The following is a 17,584-nucleotide window of genomic DNA, read 5'->3' as shown; positions in this document are numbered from 1 at the left end:
ACAACGCGAGATCGGACTCGCCGCACTAGCCGCGCTGCTGGCGGCACTGCTCGAATACGCACACCGCCGCAGCCGCCGCCACGTTCAACGACTCCATGCCGCCCGGCTGCGGGATCGTGACCCGCAACGACACCGCGTCGCGCCACGTTTGCGACACCCCCGCCCCTTCGTTGCCGAACACCCACGCCAACTGCCCGCTCAGATCGCAATCGTAGAGCGCCTCGGCGCCGTGCGAATCCGTGATGACCACCGGCACCGCCAGCCGCTCGATCAAGGCGTGCGCGTCGACGTCTTCGTGGATTTGCAGCAGGAAATGTGCGCCCATACCCGAGCGCAGCACTTTCGACGACCATGCGTACGCCGTGCCCGGCGCGCAGAACACACGCTGAATGCCAGCGGCGGCCGCGCTGCGCAGAATCGAGCCGACGTTGCCCGCATCCTGCACACCGTCGAGAACGAGACAGGTTTCGTCGATTTTGTCGGGCAACGGCGTGTCGAGCTTTTCGACCAGCAGAAGAATACCGACGCCATGCACGACATTGGACAACTGTCCGAAAAGCGCATCCGGCAACGTCACCAGACGATGGTCTTCGATACGCGAGACGATCGCCTGCGCTTCGTCGTGCTGAAGCGCACCGTCGGTCACGATGCACATCTCCGGCTGCCCGGCGACGTCGAGATAAGCGCTCGCCAGATGGAAGCCTTCGAGCAGCGCGTGGCCGCTGCGCCGCTGCTGATGCGTCGAGCCGGCCAGTGCCTTGAGGCGCTTATAGAGCGGATTGTCCCGCGAGGTGATGGCTTTCACAGGCAGCGCAGACAGTGAGAATGAATGGGAAGTAAGCGACGCGCGCGGTGCGGCACGGCGCTCAGGCGCCGGCGCGTTCGCCGAAAGCGTCGTCGTCGGGCATGATGCCGGACGTTGCGTCGGTCATGACGTCGACGAGCGCGCCCGGCACGACAACCACCTTGCCTGCCGGCAACGAAACGCCCGTGCCGAAGCGCAGATGCGCCTCACGCACCGGGGCGAACGAGCGCCGATGGTGTTCGCACGGGCCATGTTCACGCAGCGCCGCGAGGTGCTGCGGCGTGCCATAACCGGCATGCGCATTGAAGCCGTAAACCGGAAACGTTTGGTGCAGTTCGAGCAGCATGCGATCGCGCGTGACTTTGGCGAGAATCGAAGCGGCCGAAATGCTTTTGACCAACGCGTCGCCGCCGATTACCGCCTCGCTGCGAATGCTCAAGGTGGGACAACGGTTGCCGTCGACCTTGACCAGCGTGGGCACGACTTTCAGCCCTTCCACGGCGCGCTTCATGGCCAGCATGGTGGCATGCAGAATATTCAGCGAGTCGATTTCTTCGACACTCGCCGAGGCAATGCAGTAAGCCAGCGCACGGTCGACGATCTTGTCGTACAGCTCGTCGCGCTTTTTCGCCGTGAGTGCCTTGGAATCGTCGAGTCCGCGAATCATCGGCTTCGACGGATCGAAAATCACCGCCGCGGCGACGACCGGGCCGGCGAGCGGACCGCGCCCGGCTTCATCGACGCCGCAGACGATATCGTCCGGCGTCTCGAACTCGAGGCCGACCTGCGCTGCCGCGCCCGCCACGCGCGCGGCCTTTCCACGTGGTGCCCGCGCGCTGGTCACGAGCGCGCCCTACGCGTTTCGACGACGTTCGCCACGACTTCCGCCGCACGCTGGGCGGTGTTCTGCTTCAGCACGTGATGCATCTCCGTGAAGATTTCCGTCAGCGTGCGCCGGTTGGCTTCGTCGCGCAACTGTTTCAGCGTGGCCTCGGCGAGCGCTTGGGGCGTGGCGAAGTGCTGCAGGATCTCCGGCACGACGAAGCGTCCCGCCAGAATATTCGGCAGACCGACGTAAGGCAGATAGCCCTGACGGCGCATGATCTGACCGGTCAGCCAGGGCACCTTGTAGGAAATCACCATCGGCTTTTTCAGCAGCGCCGCTTCGAGCGTCACGGTGCCGCTCTTCACCAGAATCGCGTCGGCCGCGGTCATGGCGAGTTGCGACTGGCCGTCGGTGATTGTGAGCGCAAGACCTGGGTGCGAGTCGACCAGCGGACGCAGCATCTCGCGCAGCGCCGGCGTGGCGGCCGGCATGACGAAACGCAGACCGGGCTCCTGGTGCTGCATCATTTCCATCGCGGCGAAGAACGTCGGGCCGATCAGATCGATTTCCGAGCGCCGGCTACCCGGCAACACGGCGATGATCGGGCCGCTCTCCGCCAGACCGAGCGCGCGACGCGCGCCGAGCGTGTCGGGTTCGAACGGGATTTCGTCGGCAAGCGGATGGCCCACGTAGGACGCCGCGACGCCAGCCTTTTCCAGCAGCGCCGTTTCGAACGGGAACACGCACAGCATGTGATCGACCGCTTTGGCGATCTTCTTGATACGGCCGCCGCGCCACGCCCAGATCGACGGGCAGACGAAATGCACCGTGGGAATGCCGGCTTCGCGCAGCGGATGCTCGAGACCGAAGTTGAAATCGGGCGCATCGACGCCGACGAACACCGACGGCGGCTCTGCCAGCAACTGCCGCTTGAGCTCGTTGCGGATACCGAGGATTTCAGGAATGTGCCGCAGTGCTTCGACATAGCCGCGCACCGTCAGTTTTTCCATCGGCCAATGGGCGTCGAAACCCGCGGCGATCATGCGCGGACCGCCGATCCCGTAATACTGGGTGGCGGCCGGCAGGCGGCTTGCGAGGCCGTCGAGCAGCGAGGCCGCCAGCAGATCGCCGGACGGCTCGCCCGCGACCATCGCGACGCGCAGCGGACTGGGTTGCAGGACCATCGCTTAACGGATGATGCCGCGTTGCGACGCTTCGACAAACGCCAGCAGCGTCTGCACGGGCGCGTCGCCGTCGCCGCCCGCCGAAGCGAGCTCGCGCAACTGCACCTTCGCCTCTTCGAGCGACAGGCCATTCTTGTACAGCAGACGATACGCGGCGCGCAGCGCGGAGATGGCGTCGGGCGAAAAGCCGCGACGGCGCAAACCTTCCACGTTGATGCCGTGCGGCTCGGCCTTGTTGCCGGCGGCGATCACGAACGGCGGAATGTCCTGGACGAGTGCGGAAGCGCCGCCAAGCATCGAGTGCGCGCCGATGCGCACGAACTGATGCACGCCCGACATGCCGCCGACGATCGCGTGGTCGCCGATGGTGACGTGGCCGGCCATCTGCGCGTTGCTCGACAGGATGACGTTATTGCCGACGTGGCAGTCGTGCCCGATGTGCACGTAGGCCATGATCCAGTTGTCGTCGCCGAGCGTGGTGACGCCTGCGTCCTGCGTCGTACCCGTGTGGATCGTGGTGAATTCGCGAATCGTGTTGCGATCGCCGATAACGAGCCGCGTGGGCTCGTCCTTGTACTTCATGTCCTGCGGACGGCCGCCGACCGACGCGTAGTGGCCGATGCGGTTGTCTTCGCCGATCGTGGTGTGACCTTCGATCACGCTGTGCGAACCGACGGTGGTTCGCGCGCCGATGGTCACATGTGCACCGATCACGGCATACGGACCGATCTCGACGGTTTCGTCGAGTTGTGCGCCCGGTTCGATGATCGCAGTGGGATGAATCCTGCTCATGCGTCCTCGCTTCTCATTCTGTTGCGTTGTGTGGATGGACTTCGCCGGGCCGGCAGCGCTCGCGCACAGGCTGCGCGCCACGCGCGGTCCCGTTGCCGCTTACGCGTCTTTGTCCGTATGGCGCACTGCGCACATCAGATCGGCTTCCGCCGCCACGACGCCATCCACTTCGGCACGCGCCTTGAACTTCCAGATTCCGCGCATGTGACGCTCGAACGTGCAGTTCAGGATCAACTGATCGCCCGGTTCCACCACGCGCTTGAAGCGCGCATTGTCGATGCCGACGAACAGATACAGCGTGTTCGACGGATCGCTCGGCTCTTCCGAAAACGTCAGCAACGCCGCTGTTTGCGCGAGTGCTTCGAGAATCAGCACGCCGGGCATCACCGGACGGGTCGGGAAGTGGCCTTGAAAATACGGTTCGTTGATCGACACGTTCTTCAACGCTTTGATGCTCTTGTGCGGCTCGAGTTCGAGCACCCGATCGACCAGCAGGATCGGGTAACGATGCGGCAGCAGCGTGAGAATCTTATGAATGTCGAGATTGATTTTTTCGGTGCTCATGGTGTTTCTGCTCACGCATTGACTGCGCGGTGATGACTGCGGATGCTGGCGCAGGTGGGTTGGTGACGCATGCTGCCGGCGCTCGCCGCAGCCCGGCGGCCGTGCCACCCGGTCACGGCAACCGACGTTGCTTCCTGTGGTGCTTCGTGATGCTTACCCGCTATTTTACGCGGCGCGGACGGCTCGCCCTGAAATCTCAGTCTTTGTCGCTCGCGGTGCCGGGCTGCTTGTCTGCCGCGGCACTTTCGAGCGCCCTGATTCGGTCGCGAAGTTTGTCGATGTTGCGCAGCAAGGCGGCGCTCCTGTTCCAATCGGCGTGATTTACGGCCGGGAACGCGCTGGTGTACATGCCGGGCTTGAGCAACGACTTCGACACGCCCGATTTTGCCGTGACGATGACGTAATCGGCCAGCGTGACGTGGCCGGCGATGCCGACCGCGCCGCCGATCATGCAATGGCGGCCGATGGTGGTGCTGCCGGCGATGCCCGCGCAACCGGCGATGACCGTGTACGCACCGACCTTGCAGTTGTGGCCGATCTGCACGAGGTTGTCGATCTTCACGCACTCTTCGATGATCGTGTCGGCCATCGCGCCGCGATCGATCGTCGTGTTCGCGCCGATTTCGACATCCGCCGCGATCGACACGCCGCCGACCTGCGGAATCTTCACCCAGCTACCGGTACGCGCCTCGCCCTCGCCCACGAAATCCGGCGCGAAGCCGAAACCGTCCGAGCCGATCACCGCGCCGGCATGCACGATCACGCGCTCGCCGATCTTGCAGCCGTAATACACCGCGACATTGGGATAAAGATGCGAACCCGCGCCGATTCGCGTACCGCGACCGATCACGACGTTCGCGTCGAGCCGCACGTTTTCGCCGATTACCGCGCCCGCTTCCACCGTGACGTGCGGCCCGATCACCGCGCTCGCGGCGATTTGCGCCGACGGGTCGATGGTTGCACTGGGATGCACGCCCGGCACCGGTTTAGGCGCGGCCATGTCGATGAAAGTCTGCGCGACGCGCGCGAAGTAAGCGTACGGATTCGGCGTGACGATGAAGTTACGGCCTTCGCTGGCGCTCAGTTTGGCGAGATCGGCGGCGTTGATCAACACCGCGCCCGCGCGGGTCGTCTCGACCTGCGACAGATACTTCGGATTGGCGAGGAACGCCAACTGGTCCGGGCCTGCCTGGTCGAGCGGCGCCAGACTGCCGACACGCTGCGAACGGTCTCCGACAACTTCACCGCCGAACCGTTGGACGATGTCCTCAAGCGTAAATGCCATGCCTATCCTGTCTCCTGCAATTCAATCCAGCGTGTTCGACTTGCGGTACTGCAATGCTACGGCCCGACGCGGCGAACCGCGCGGCGCCCGGCGCGGGCTCAGTTGCCCGACGCCGCCAGCGCCTTCAATACCTGATCGGTAATGTCGATGCGCGGGCTGACATACACCGCTTCCTGAACGATCAGGTCGTAATGCTGTTGCTCGGCGATCTGCTTGATCACCTTGTTGGCCCGGTCGAGCACCGCCGCCAGCTCTTCGTTACGGCGCTGGTTCAGGTCTTCGCGAAATTCGCGTTGCTTGCGCTGGAAATCCGTGTCGAGTTGCGACAGATCGCGCTGCTTCTGCGCGCGATCCGCAGCCGACATCGACGCGCCGCTCTTGTCGAGCGAGTCCGACATCGACTTGAGCTTTGCCGCCATGTCGGCGAGATCCTTGTCGCGCTTGGCGAATTCGGCCTCGAGCTTGACCTGGGCAGCTTTGGCAGCGGCCGACTCGCGCAGGATACGGTCCGAATTCACGGCCGCGATCCTGGCTTCCTGGGCGTGCGCCGCCCCCGCCATGCCGACACCCAGCGTCATTGCCAGCGCGAATGCGCATGCCACACGTTTCGAAAACATACCGGTTAGCAAAGTCATCCTCTCGATACTGTAATTTGGCCAGCCGCCCGTTGCCGGGATCAGAATGCCGTCCCGATCTGGAACTGGAATTTCTGATACTGGTCGCCCGTATGCTTCACGAGCGGGAAACCCAGGCTGAGCTTGAGCGGGCCGATCGGCGAGATCCACGCCAGACCCACACCATAGCCGTAACGCAAACCGTTCGCGCCGACGCTGTTACCTTCCGTGCCCCACACGTTACCGCCGTCGAGGAACGTGAAGACGCGCAGCGTGCGGTCGTAACCCGTACCCGGCAGCGGGAACGTCAACTCGATGTTACCCACCAGCAGCTTCGAGCCGCCGATCGGGTCGTTCGTCTTGGCGTCGCGCGGACCCAGCGAGCTCGGCTCGTAGCCGCGGACCGAACCGATACCGCCGGCGTAGTAGTTCTTGAAAATCGGGTAAGGCTTGCCGCCGAGGCCGTTACCGTAGCCGCCCTGGAAGTTGAAGCCCAGCACGAAGCCGCGCGAGAACGAATAATAGTACTGCGCGTTGATGTCGGCCTTGTAGTACTGCGTGCCGCCGATCGGCGTGCCGTATTCGGCGTTCGCCTGCGTGAAGTAGCCGCGGCTCGGGACCAGCGCGCTGTCACGCGCGTCGCGCGACCAGCCCACCGTGATCGGCACGTTGTTCGACACGCGACCGAATTCGTTCACGTAGTCGATATAGCTTTGCGGCGTGTTGCTGTCGATATCGAGCTGGTTCTGCTCGAGACCCGCGCCGAAGTACACCGTGTCGACTTCCGAGAACGGAATGCCGAACTTCAGGTCGCCACCCACGGTAACGATCTTGAAGCTCGAATCGGTCGAGTAGTACAACGGCTGATAGGTACGGTAGTAGACGTCCGTAATCCGCTTGATGCCGTCGACCGTGAAGTACGGGTCGACCTGCGTCACCGTCAACGTGCGATACGTCTTGGCGGTATTCACGTTCACGGAGAGACTCGTGCCCGAACCGAACACGTTGTCCTGCGAAACGCCGGCCGACAGCACCACCTTGTCGGTCGACGAGAAGCCCGCGCCCAGCGTAATGGCGCCGGTCGGCTTTTCGGCCACCTTGACGTCGACGTCGACCTGGTCGGGCGTGCCTTCCACCGGAACCGTGGTCACGTCCACGTCGGTGAAGTAGCCGAGACGGTTGATCCGGTCTTTCGACAGCGCGAGGCGGTTCGAATCGAACCATGAGCTTTCGAGCTGGCGCATTTCGCGGCGCACGACTTCGTCGCGAGTACGCGTGTTGCCGACCACGTTGATACGGCGCACGTACACGCGGCGGCTCGGATCGACCTGCAGCGTCAGGTCGACCTTGTGGTGTTCCTGGTCGATCTGCGGTTGGGCATTCACCGTGGCGAACGCGTAGCCGTATTCACCCAGCTTGTCGACGATAGCCTTGGTAGTGGCTTGCAGTTTCTCGGCCGAGAAACGGTCGCCCGGTTTGATCTTGATGAGCTTGGACAGCTCGCCTTCGCGATCGAGCAGATTGCCGGCGAGCTTGATGCTGTTGATCGTGTACGGCTCGCCTTCATGCAGCGTGACCGTGAGATACATGTCCTTCTTGTCCGGCGTGATCGACACCTGGGTCGACTCGATATTGAACTCGAGATAGCCGCGATTCAGGTAATACGAGCGGACGTTTTCGAGGTCACCGGTGAGCTTGTCTTTCGCGTACAGGTCGTTCTTCGTGTACCACGAGAACCAGTTCGGCGTGGACAGCTGCATTTCGTCACGCAGCGTGCCGGTGCTGAATGCCTTGTTGCCGATGAAGTTGATCTGGCGGATCTTCGCGCTCGGACCTTCGGCCACCGAGAACAGCACCGAGACGCGATTGCGGTCGATCGGCGTGATCGTGGTGGTGACTTCGGCGGCGTAGTAACCGCGCGTCAGGTACTGACGCTTCAATTCCTGCTCGGCCTTGTCGACCAGCGCCTTGTCGTAGTAACGACCTTGCGACAAACCGACCGCGCGCAGCGCCTTGGTCAGGTTTTCCTTGTCGAATTCGTGAATGCCCGCGAAATCGATCGTGCCGATGGCCGGACGCTCGAGCACCTGCACGATGACGACGTTGCCTTCGGTTGCGATCTTGACGTCGTTGAAGAAGCCGGTGGCATACAGCGCGCGAATGGCTTCAGAAGCCTTGTCGTCGCTGAACGTGTCACCTTGCTTGATGGGGAGATACGCGAACACGGTGCCGGGTTCGACGCGTTGCAATCCCTCGATCCGGATGTCTTGCACCACGAAGGGCGTCGTTGCGTGAGCAACCAGCCCATGCGCGGCAAACGCCGCGGCTATAACCGTCTTTGGAACAAAGCGATGAGGTTTAAACAACGTGCTTCCCCAGTGTGTATAGCTGCATCAGGTCGGGCGGTCGCCATCGTGAACGCCGCCGGACACTTTAAAAATGGATTAAACGAGCCAGATCGTTGAACAGCGCGATCGCCGACAAGGCGACGATGCAGGCGAGACCCGCCCTCTGAAAAACGAGTTGCCAGCGATCGGAGACAACTTTGCCGGTTACAGCTTCAACCAAATAATATAACAGATGCCCCCCGTCCAATACCGGAATTGGTAACAGGTTCAGTACGCCGAGGCTAATACTGACAAGGGCGAGGAACGACAGAAATGCAGAAGGACCTAGACGTGCGCTCTTTCCTGCGTAATCGGCGATCGTTACGGGGCCCGAAAGATTTTTCAGCGAAGCTTCGCCGATTACCATCCTTCCGAACATTCGCACCGAATAAACGGCAAGATCCCACGTGCGGCGCGCACCCAATTGCAGACTTTCGAGCGGCCCGTAGCGCACGTCGATTGACGGCACCTGCGTAGCCAGTTCCGCGCCGATGCGCCCGATCTGCTGACCGGTGACCTCGTCGCGCTGCGATTGCGGCACGATGCGCACGTCTTCGAGCTTGCCGGCCGACTGCCCGCCACGCTCCACCTTCAACGTGACCGGCTGACCGGCATGCGACTTCACGTACGCGATGAACGCCGTAGCGTTCTCGGTGGGAATACCGTCGACAGCACGCAGACGATCGCCCGCGACGAGCCCAGCCTGCTGAGCCGCGCTGCCCGGCTGCACGCCGGCAACCATCAGCTTGCCGCCGCCCGGCTCCAGACCGAGGTGCGACATGAAGTCGTCGTCGACGTCTTTCTCGGTGAGACCGCGCAGATCGAACTGGAAATCGGAAGTGCCGTGCGCGTCTTTGGCGCTCAACACCACGCGTTTGTGATCGAACGCCGCACCGAGCAGCTTCCAGCGCAAGTCGGACCAGGAGCGCACGGATTCCGATTCGGCCTCGTTCTCGGCGCGCACGCCGACGACCGTCTCGCCGCCTTCGAACCCTGCTTTCGCCGCCAGCGTATTCGAAGCCGGCGCGGCGACGATGGCTGCGGGCTCGGTCACGCCGGTAGCGAACACGAGCGCGAACAGCACGATGGCCAGCAGGAAATTCGCGACGGGCCCTGCTGCGACGATCGCGAAGCGACGCCACACCGACTTCCGGTTGAAGGCCTGCGGCAAGGATTCGGCCGGAATCGGCGCGCCGCCGGTTTCCCGTTCGTCGAGCATCTTCACGTAGCCGCCGAGCGGCAACGCGGCGATGGTCCATTCAGTGCCGGTTTTGGGGCTCACCCACTGGAACAGCGGTTTGCCGAAGCCGATCGAAAAGCGCAACACCTTGACGCCGCACCAGCGCGCGACGCTGTAATGGCCGTATTCGTGGACGACCACGAGTACGCCAATCGCGACGGCGAAGGCGAGCAGTTCGATCAGCAGGTTCATGAGCGCCTCACTGGACGGCGCGTTCCGTGCGGCGAGCGCTGTCAGGCAGACGCGCAATGAACTCAGCGGCCGCGCGACGCGCGGCGGCATCCGCCTCGATTACGTCTTCGAGGGCGTGCGCGCTCTGGTTCGGCAGCGCGTTGAGCACCGACTCGACCACCTGAGCGATCGCCATGAAGCCGATCTGCCGTGACAGGAACGCTTCGACCGCGATTTCGTTGGCGGCATTCAGCGCCGCGCTCGCGAGGCCGCCTTCGGCCAGCGCCTTGACAGCGAGCGCGAGGCACGGGAAACGCGCGTAATCCGGCTTTTCGAACGACAACGACGCGACCTGCAGCAGATCGAGTTGCGCGACGCCGGAGTCGACGCGATCAGGAAATGCCAGCGCATGCGCGATCGGCGTGCGCATGTCGGGATTGCCGAGTTGCGCGAGCACCGAACCGTCTGCGTACGAGACCATCGAGTGAATCACGCTTTGCGGATGGATGAGCACTTCGATGCGCTCGCCCGGCAGGTCGAACAGCCAGTGCGCCTCGATCACTTCGAGGCCCTTGTTCATCATCGTGGCCGAGTCGACGGAAATCTTGCGACCCATGACCCAGTTCGGATGCTTACAGGCTTCGTCGGGCGTGACGTCGACCAGGCTGGACGGCTCGCGGGTACGGAACGGGCCGCCGGACGCAGTCAGAATGATCTTGGAGACACCGCCGTGCAGCGCGGCTTCGCGCGGCAGGCATTGGAAAATGGCGTTGTGTTCGCTGTCGACCGGCAGCAGGATGGCGCCGTTGTCGCGCACCGCGTCCATAAAGATCGAGCCGGACATCACCAGCGCTTCCTTGTTGGCCAGCAGGATGCGCTTGCCGGCGCGCGCCGCGGCCAGACTGGGCGCAAGCCCCGCCGCGCCGACGATCGCCGCCACCACGGTGTCGCAGCCTTCGCTTTTCGACACGTCGACGAGCGCCTGCGGCCCGTAGGTGACTTCGGTCTTGCTGCCCGCTTCGCGCAGCTTTGCAGCGACGTTAGCCGCCGTGTCCGCGTCGCCCACGACCGCGACTTCCGGCTGGAAGCGCAGGCATTGTTCGACGAGCTTGTCGCCGTTGCGATGTGCGGTGAGCGCGTAAACCGCGAAGCGCTCGGGATGACGCGCGACGACGTCGAGCGTGCTGTCTCCAATCGAGCCCGTGGAACCGAGCAATGTCAGACGTTTTTGCATATCTCTTTCTCTAGCCGAGCAGCAGCATGGCAAGCGGCAGCACCGGCAATAAGGCGTCGATGCGGTCGAGCACGCCGCCGTGCCCCGGCAACAGGCCGCTTGAATCTTTCACTCCGGCCTGGCGTTTCATCATTGATTCGAACAGGTCGCCGACCACGCTGAAGGCCACCAGCAGAGTCAACGCGAGTAGCGCACGGACGGCGCCCAATTGCGCCAGAAGCGCAGAATACAGGGTCGGCTCGAACGCATGCAAAAAGACCGCGGCAGCGGCGACGATCATGACCGCCACCCAACCGCCGATCGCGCCTTCCCAGGTTTTGCCCGGACTGATGGCCGGCGCCAGTTTGTGCTTTCCGAAAGCTTTTCCGGAGAAGTATGCGCCGATATCGGCCAGCCAGACCAACAGCAGCAGCGACAACACGAACGGCACGCCCTTCATGCGCGCGGCGACGAGAGCATGCCAGCACGCGACGAATACCACAATGCCCGCAAGAAACAGAAAGGTGCGCCAGGCGCCCTGAGCCAGCGTGGGCTTGCGCAGCAACACGTAAGGGCCGGCGATGACCCAGAAAACAGCGGCCGCCTGAAACAGCGGCCGGGGCTCTTCGATGCCGGTGCCCAGACGCGTACTCACGACGAGCGCCGCGGCCGCGACGAGCGCGTAAATGACCGGGCCGGCGCCGCCAAGCTTGAGCAGGCGCGCCCATTCCCACGCAGCGAACACGACGACGAAAGCGATCAGCGCGCCGAACGCGCCCACCGGCGCGAACAACGTGACGGGCAGGAACACTGCCAGCAGGATGATCGCCGTGATGACACGGGTTTTTAGCATGGAAGCGAATCGACGTTCTGCGATTGCGGCTCGAGTTGAGCACTGGTGCGGCCGAAGCGGCGCTCACGCTCCGCATACGACGCGATGGCATGGCCGAGCGCGTCTGCGTCGAAATCCGGCCAATAGGTGTCGGTGAAGTAAAACTCGGTGTAGGCGAGTTGCCACAGCAGGAAGTTGCTGACGCGGCGCTCGCCGCCGGTGCGGATGAACAGGTCCGGCTCCGGCGCATAAGCCATCGAGAGGTGCTCGGCGAACGATTCCTCGGTCACCTCGACGGCTTGTCCCGCCAGCGCCGATTGCTCGGCGAGCTTGCGGGTAGCCTGCATGATGTCCCAGCGACCGCCGTAATTGGCGGCGATGGTCAACGTGAGACGGGTATTGCGCGCGGTTTTGGTTTCCGCGCGGCGAATCAGGTCGCGGATGCGCGTATCGAACTTCGACAGATCGCCGACTACGCGCAGGCGGATGCCGTTGGCGTGCAGTTTGCCGATCTCGCGCTCCAGCGCGGTGACGAACAGGCGCATCAGGAACGACACTTCGTCGTTTGGACGGCGCCAGTTTTCGGAACTGAAAGCGAACAGCGTCAGATATTCGACGCCCTGCCGGGCGCACGCTTCGACGGCCGCGCGCACGGCATCGACGCCGCGCGTGTGGCCGGCAACGCGCGGCAGGCGGCGCTGGGTCGCCCAACGGCCGTTGCCATCCATGATGATCGCGATATGTCGCGGCACCGCGGCGACATCAGGCACGCGCACGGTTGAGCTGGTATAGGTCATGGCCGTTGGAACAGTGACTGCAAGTAAAGAAGTGGAAATCCTGAAAGTGCTGAGTGCCCGACAGGCCTCAGACTGTCATGATCTCGGCTTCTTTCGTCACGACCAGCTTGTCGATCTCGGCGACGAACTTGTCCGTCAGCTTCTGAACGTCGTCACCTGCACGACGCTCGTCGTCTTCCGAAATTTCCTTGTCTTTAACGAGCTTCTTGAGCTGTTCGTTGGCGTCACGGCGCAAATTGCGCACGGCAACCTTGGCGGTTTCCGCTTCGCTCTTGACCACTTTGGTCAGTTCGCGGCGGCGCTCTTCGGTCAGCGCGGGCATCGGCACGCGGATCACGTCGCCTTGCGTGGCCGGGTTCAGGCCGAGGTCGGATTCACGGATCGCCTTTTCGACGACCTGAACCATCTTCTTTTCCCACGGCTGCACGCCGATCGTGCGTGCGTCGATCAGCGTCAGGTTCGCGACCTGCGAAATCGGCACCGGCGAACCGTAGTAGTCGCACTGAATGTGATCGAGCAAGCCAGTGTGCGCACGGCCCGTGCGGATCTTCGACAGATCGTTCTTGAACGCGTCGATGGAACGCTGCATCTTCTGCTCAGCGCCCTTCCTGATATCAGCCACAGACATTTTTAAACCTCCGAACCTTAAAACGGTGCGAACCGGCCAGCGCGCGCAAAATGCGGCGGCCCGGGCTCGCGTCAAAGCCCACGTTATGTGAACGAGAGTTTACACGTGGACGAGCGTACCTTCGTCCTCGCCTTGTACGATGCGCTTGAGCGCGCCCGGCTTGACGATCGAAAACACGCGGATCGGCAGCTTCTGGTCGCGGCACAGCGCGAACGCCGTGGCGTCCATCACCTGCAGATTGCGGCCGATGGCTTCGTCGAAGCTGATCGTGGTGTAACGCGTCGCGCTCGGGTCTTTCTTGGGATCGGCCGAATAGACGCCGTCCACCTTGGTTGCCTTCAGTACGACTTCCGCGCCGATTTCCGAACCGCGCAAAGCCGCAGCGGTGTCGGTCGTGAAGAACGGGTTGCCGGTGCCGGCCGCGAAAATCACGACCTTGCCTTCTTCGAGTTGACGGATCGCGCGGGGCCGGATGTACGGCTCGACCACCTGATCCATACGCAGCGCGGATTGCACGCGCGCCTCGATACCGGCATGGCGCATGGCGTCCTGCAGGGCCAGCGCGTTCATCATGGTGGCCAGCATGCCCATGTAGTCGGCCGTGGCGCGATCCATACCCGCCGCGCCGCCCGCGACACCGCGGAAAATATTGCCGCCGCCGATGACCACCGCCAGTTGCGTGCCGAGCCGAACCACTTCGGCCACGTCCGCCACCATTCGTTCGATGGTTGCGCGATTGATGCCAAAGGCATCGTCGCCCATCAGAGCTTCACCGGAGAGTTTGAGCAGGACGCGTTTGTAGGCAGTGGGCATAGAGGTATCCAGATCGCGCAGAACAGGGCAACAACAAGGGACTAATGTAGGGGTGAAATGCTGATTCGGGCAAGCGTCGCCAAATTGACGAACCCTGGGGTCCACCAGAGGCGGCTTCGCAGCGAGGGTCAACCCGCGCGCAGCCTTGCGGCGCTGCCGACCGCGGCAGAGTCTTGCCCTGCCGCGGGTCCAACGGTACTAACTGAAGCTTAAGCGAGACTTATTGTTGCTTTGCAGCAGCGACTTGAGCGGCCACTTCAGCTGCGAAGTCGTCCTGCTTCTTCTCGATGCCTTCGCCGACCACGAACAGCGCGAACTTCTGCACGCTCGCGTTGCCTGCCTTCAGCATCTGTTCGATCGTCTGCTTGTCGTTCTTAACGAACGTCTGGTTCAGCAGCGAGACTTCCTTCAGGTACTTCTGCACGCTGCCGTCGACCATCTTGGCGACGATTTCAGCCGGCTTGCCCGATTCGGCGGCCTTCTGTTCAGCAATGCTGCGTTCCTTGGCGATCAGGTCTGCCGGCACGTCGTCCGACGACAGCGACACCGGCTTCATTGCAGCGATGTGCATGGCGACGTCCTTGCCGACCTGCTCGTCCGCGCCGGTGTACTCGACCAGCACGCCGATACGCGTGCCGTGCAGGTACGCTGCCAGCTTGTTCGAGGTTTCGAAACGCACGAAACGGCGGATCGACAGGTTTTCACCGATCTTGCCGACCAGTGCGAGGCGAACCGCGTCGACGGTCGAGCCGTCCAGCGGCAGCGCCGACAGGGCAGCGACGTCAGCCGGGTTTTGTGCAGCGACCAGCTCGGCGATCGTCTTCGAGAAAGCCAGGAAGTCGTCGTTCTTCGAAACGAAGTCGGTTTCGCAGTTCAGCTCGACCAGCGAACCTGCATTGCCGCCGATGAACGAAGCGACCACGCCTTCAGCCGTCACGCGCGACGCTGCCTTGCTGGCCTTGTTGCCCAGCTTCACGCGCAGCAGCTCTTCAGCGCGCGCCATGTCGCCGTCGGCTTCGGTCAGCGCCTTCTTGCATTCCATCATCGGCGCATCAGTCTTTGCGCGCAGTTCTGCAACCATGCTTGCGGTAATTGCCGCCATCATTTGCTCCTTGAGTTCCGTCTGTCACACACCGCCCGCACTTCGATGCCGGCGGCAAGAATTCGTTTCAGCGTTGCGCACATTTTCGCAGACAACGCTTCGGGCACCACTATTCACACCTGCTGCAGCACCCCACCACAACGTCGCGACTTAAAAAAAGGGGGCCTGTAGAAAGCCCCCTTTTTTGCCGGACACGGGGCAGCTTTACGCTTCCGCGTTGACCTCGACGAACTCGTCGCCGTCGCCGCCACGAGCAGCTTGCGCCACTTCGTTGACTGCGTTTGCACGGCCTTCGACGATTGCGTCAGCCACGCCAGCCGTGTACAGAGCGACAGCCTTCGAGGCGTCGTCGTTACCCGGGATGACGTAGTCGATGCCTTCCGGCGAGTGGTTCGTATCGACCACGGCGATGACCGGAATACCGAGCTTGTTCGCTTCGGTCACGGCAATCTTGTGGTAGCCGACGTCGACCACGAAGATCGCGTCCGGAATGCCGCCCATATCCTTCACGCCGCCGATCGACTTTTGCAGCTTGGCCATTTCACGTTCGAACAGGAGCGCTTCTTTCTTGCTCATGCGTTCCGTTTCGCCTGCTTCCAGCGCTGCTTCCATGTCCTTCAGGCGCTTGATCGATACCTTCAGCGTCTTGAAGTTGGTCAGCATGCCGCCGAGCCAGCGTGCGTTGACGAAAGGCATGCCAGCGCGCTGTGCTTCTTCAGCGATCGTGTCGCGCGATTGACGCTTCGTGCCGACGAACAGGATCGTGCCGCGATTCGCTGCCAGTTGACGCGCATACTTCAGCGCGTCGTTGTACATCGGCAGCGTCTTTTCGAGGTTGATAATGTGAATCTTGTTGCGATGACCGAAAATGAAGGGGGCCATCTTCGGGTTCCAGAAGCGCGTTTGGTGACCGAAGTGGACACCGGCTTCCAGCATTTGACGCATGGTAACTGCCATGAAAATCTCCGCGAGGGTTGGGTCTTAAGCCGGCTGCCGTATCTGCCGCGCCGCCAGAACCACTGGTTCCTGACTGACGCGACCGACACCCTGGGTGCGCCGGCTTGCGAGTCTGCTGCCTTCTACTACTTTCGCTCGTGACGCAGGCAACTATCGCCACGAGGAGCCGATCCAGCCGCTAATTTGCATTAACGCGACTTTCATACACCAAAGTGCGCTGCAACAAAATAAGACAGGGACCGACTTAGCCAAAGATTATAGCACGCGACTATTGCACGACTCAACCCGCCCGGTAGCTACCGGTTACCGCAGACGGTTGCACCCGTGGCGCGAGTCGCCTGGCGAGAAGATAGACGATCCGCCCTGCCGACACGCCGCACGGGGTCTCCTGATTCACCGCCAATAGCCCATTTCGATAATCCGCCCAAAAACCCGGCAACCGGCCGCCACGGGATGCTCGCCGGGCGCTGCGCCTGGCTCAAAAGACTGCGGCAGGGGGAATATGGTGCGATAATCCCGAAATAAATCGCAATTCAGGCCCGACTCATGGCTATTACGCTCAAAAACGAACACGATATCGCTCAAATGCGCGTCGCTTGCCGACTCGCGAGCGAAGTGCTCGACTACATCACGCCGTTCGTCACGGCCGGCGTCACCACCGGCGAACTCGACCGGCTCTGTCACGAATACATGCTGAAGGAACAGGGCACGGTTCCGGCACCGCTGAATTATCAGCCGCCCGGCTATCCGCCCTACCCGAAAGCCACCTGCATTTCCGTGAACGACGTGATCTGTCACGGCATTCCGGGCGACAAAACCCTGAAAAACGGCGACGCGCTGAACATCGACGTCACGGTCATCAAGGAAGGCTATTTCGGCGACACGAGCCGTATGTTCATCGTCGGCGAAGGGTCGATCATGGCCAAACGTCTGGTGCAGACCACCTTCGAATGCATGTGGCTCGGCATCGACCAGGTGCGCCCGGGCGCGCATCTCGGCGACATCGGCCACGCCATCCAGAAACACGCCGAAGGCCAGGGTTACAGCGTGGTGCGCGAATACTGCGGCCACGGCATCGGCACGGTATTCCACGAAGATCCGCAAATTCTGCATTACGGCCGCCCCGGTACGGGTCTGGAACTGCAGGCGGGCATGATCTTCACGATCGAGCCCATGATCAACGCCGGCCGCCGTGACATTCGCACCATGCCCGATCAGTGGACGGTCAAGACCAAAGACCGCAGCCTGTCGGCGCAGTGGGAACATACGGTGCTCGTCACCGAATCCGGCTACGACGTGCTGACCGTGTCGGCCGGCACGCCCGCGCGCCCGCCGCTCGTGGCCGCCACGGCCTGATCGACTTTCGCCCTCACC

17 protein-coding genes are annotated in these 17,584 nt (G+C 62.7%); 1 reads left to right on the top strand and 16 read right to left on the bottom strand.

Annotation, left to right across the window (positions count from 1 at the left end):
- Positions 1 to 25 precede the first annotated feature (25 nt).
- The 16 genes from P3T18_RS22500 to rpsB all read right to left on the bottom strand — a co-directional run bounded on the left by P3T18_RS22500 (position 26) and on the right by rpsB (position 16,210).
- The gene (locus P3T18_RS22500) at positions 26 to 805 is read right to left on the bottom strand and encodes a TrmH family RNA methyltransferase (RefSeq protein ID WP_429302176.1); all 780 of its coding nucleotides are present in this window, start codon (positions 803 to 805) and stop codon (positions 26 to 28) included.
- A gap of 61 nt (positions 806 to 866) precedes the next feature.
- The gene (gene rnhB / locus P3T18_RS22495) at positions 867 to 1,649 is read right to left on the bottom strand and encodes a ribonuclease HII (RefSeq protein WP_429302175.1); all 783 of its coding nucleotides are present in this window, start codon (positions 1,647 to 1,649) and stop codon (positions 867 to 869) included.
- Positions 1,646 to 2,815, bottom strand: a complete 1,170-nt coding sequence (gene lpxB, locus P3T18_RS22490) for a lipid-A-disaccharide synthase (RefSeq protein ID WP_429302174.1) — start codon at positions 2,813 to 2,815, stop codon at positions 1,646 to 1,648. The genes rnhB and lpxB overlap by 4 nt, the downstream gene beginning before the upstream one ends.
- 3 nt (positions 2,816 to 2,818) lie before the next feature.
- The gene (gene lpxA, locus P3T18_RS22485; RefSeq protein WP_429302173.1) at positions 2,819 to 3,607 is read right to left on the bottom strand and encodes an acyl-ACP--UDP-N-acetylglucosamine O-acyltransferase; all 789 of its coding nucleotides are present in this window, start codon (positions 3,605 to 3,607) and stop codon (positions 2,819 to 2,821) included.
- A 99-nt stretch (positions 3,608 to 3,706) separates the two neighbouring features.
- Complete coding sequence (gene fabZ, locus P3T18_RS22480; protein ID WP_006048683.1) at positions 3,707 to 4,171, bottom strand: 3-hydroxyacyl-ACP dehydratase FabZ; 465 nt, start codon at positions 4,169 to 4,171, stop codon at positions 3,707 to 3,709.
- Positions 4,172 to 4,367: 196 nt separating this feature from the next.
- Complete coding sequence (gene lpxD, locus P3T18_RS22475; protein ID WP_429302172.1) at positions 4,368 to 5,456, bottom strand: UDP-3-O-(3-hydroxymyristoyl)glucosamine N-acyltransferase; 1,089 nt, start codon at positions 5,454 to 5,456, stop codon at positions 4,368 to 4,370.
- A gap of 98 nt (positions 5,457 to 5,554) precedes the next feature.
- On the bottom strand, positions 5,555 to 6,085 hold the full coding sequence (locus tag P3T18_RS22470; protein WP_429302535.1) for an OmpH family outer membrane protein: 531 nt from the start codon (positions 6,083 to 6,085) through the stop codon (positions 5,555 to 5,557).
- A gap of 47 nt (positions 6,086 to 6,132) precedes the next feature.
- The gene (bamA, locus tag P3T18_RS22465) at positions 6,133 to 8,436 is read right to left on the bottom strand and encodes an outer membrane protein assembly factor BamA (RefSeq protein ID WP_429302171.1); all 2,304 of its coding nucleotides are present in this window, start codon (positions 8,434 to 8,436) and stop codon (positions 6,133 to 6,135) included.
- Between the two features lie 67 nt (positions 8,437 to 8,503).
- Positions 8,504 to 9,889: an RIP metalloprotease RseP gene (gene rseP, locus P3T18_RS22460; RefSeq protein ID WP_429302170.1), complete on the bottom strand. Its 1,386-nt coding sequence runs from the start codon at positions 9,887 to 9,889 to the stop codon at positions 8,504 to 8,506.
- A 7-nt stretch (positions 9,890 to 9,896) separates the two neighbouring features.
- Positions 9,897 to 11,102: a 1-deoxy-D-xylulose-5-phosphate reductoisomerase gene (locus P3T18_RS22455; RefSeq protein WP_429302169.1), complete on the bottom strand. Its 1,206-nt coding sequence runs from the start codon at positions 11,100 to 11,102 to the stop codon at positions 9,897 to 9,899.
- Positions 11,103 to 11,112: 10 nt separating this feature from the next.
- Positions 11,113 to 11,934, bottom strand: a complete 822-nt coding sequence (locus tag P3T18_RS22450) for a phosphatidate cytidylyltransferase (RefSeq protein ID WP_429302168.1) — start codon at positions 11,932 to 11,934, stop codon at positions 11,113 to 11,115.
- Positions 11,928 to 12,710: a polyprenyl diphosphate synthase gene (uppS, locus tag P3T18_RS22445; RefSeq protein ID WP_429302167.1), complete on the bottom strand. Its 783-nt coding sequence runs from the start codon at positions 12,708 to 12,710 to the stop codon at positions 11,928 to 11,930. Before uppS ends, P3T18_RS22450 begins: the two co-directional genes overlap by 7 nt.
- Positions 12,711 to 12,777: 67 nt before the next feature.
- Positions 12,778 to 13,338 (bottom strand): ribosome recycling factor, encoded by a 561-nt coding sequence (gene frr, locus P3T18_RS22440; RefSeq protein WP_012433445.1) that lies wholly within the window; start codon positions 13,336 to 13,338, stop codon positions 12,778 to 12,780.
- A 99-nt stretch (positions 13,339 to 13,437) separates the two neighbouring features.
- Positions 13,438 to 14,151: a UMP kinase gene (pyrH, locus tag P3T18_RS22435; RefSeq protein ID WP_011488865.1), complete on the bottom strand. Its 714-nt coding sequence runs from the start codon at positions 14,149 to 14,151 to the stop codon at positions 13,438 to 13,440.
- A 220-nt stretch (positions 14,152 to 14,371) separates the two neighbouring features.
- Positions 14,372 to 15,253 carry a translation elongation factor Ts gene (gene tsf / locus P3T18_RS22430; RefSeq protein ID WP_429302534.1) on the bottom strand — a complete coding sequence of 294 codons (882 nt, stop codon included), beginning with the start codon at positions 15,251 to 15,253 and terminating at the stop codon, positions 14,372 to 14,374.
- A gap of 204 nt (positions 15,254 to 15,457) precedes the next feature.
- Positions 15,458 to 16,210, bottom strand: coding sequence for a 30S ribosomal protein S2 (rpsB, locus tag P3T18_RS22425; protein ID WP_429302166.1), 753 nt, complete (start codon positions 16,208 to 16,210; stop codon positions 15,458 to 15,460).
- A 546-nt stretch (positions 16,211 to 16,756) separates the two neighbouring features.
- Here rpsB and map point away from each other — a divergent pair.
- Positions 16,757 to 17,566 (top strand): type I methionyl aminopeptidase, encoded by an 810-nt coding sequence (map, locus tag P3T18_RS22420; RefSeq protein WP_429302165.1) that lies wholly within the window; start codon positions 16,757 to 16,759, stop codon positions 17,564 to 17,566.
- Positions 17,567 to 17,584: the final 18 nt, after the last annotated feature.

The sequence above is a fragment of the Paraburkholderia sp. GAS199 genome (assembly GCF_050436585.1).
Taxonomy (GTDB): Bacteria; Pseudomonadota; Gammaproteobacteria; order Burkholderiales; family Burkholderiaceae; genus Paraburkholderia.
Note: the sequence above shows the minus strand (reverse complement) of the source record. Positions and strands in the feature narration are given on the sequence as shown.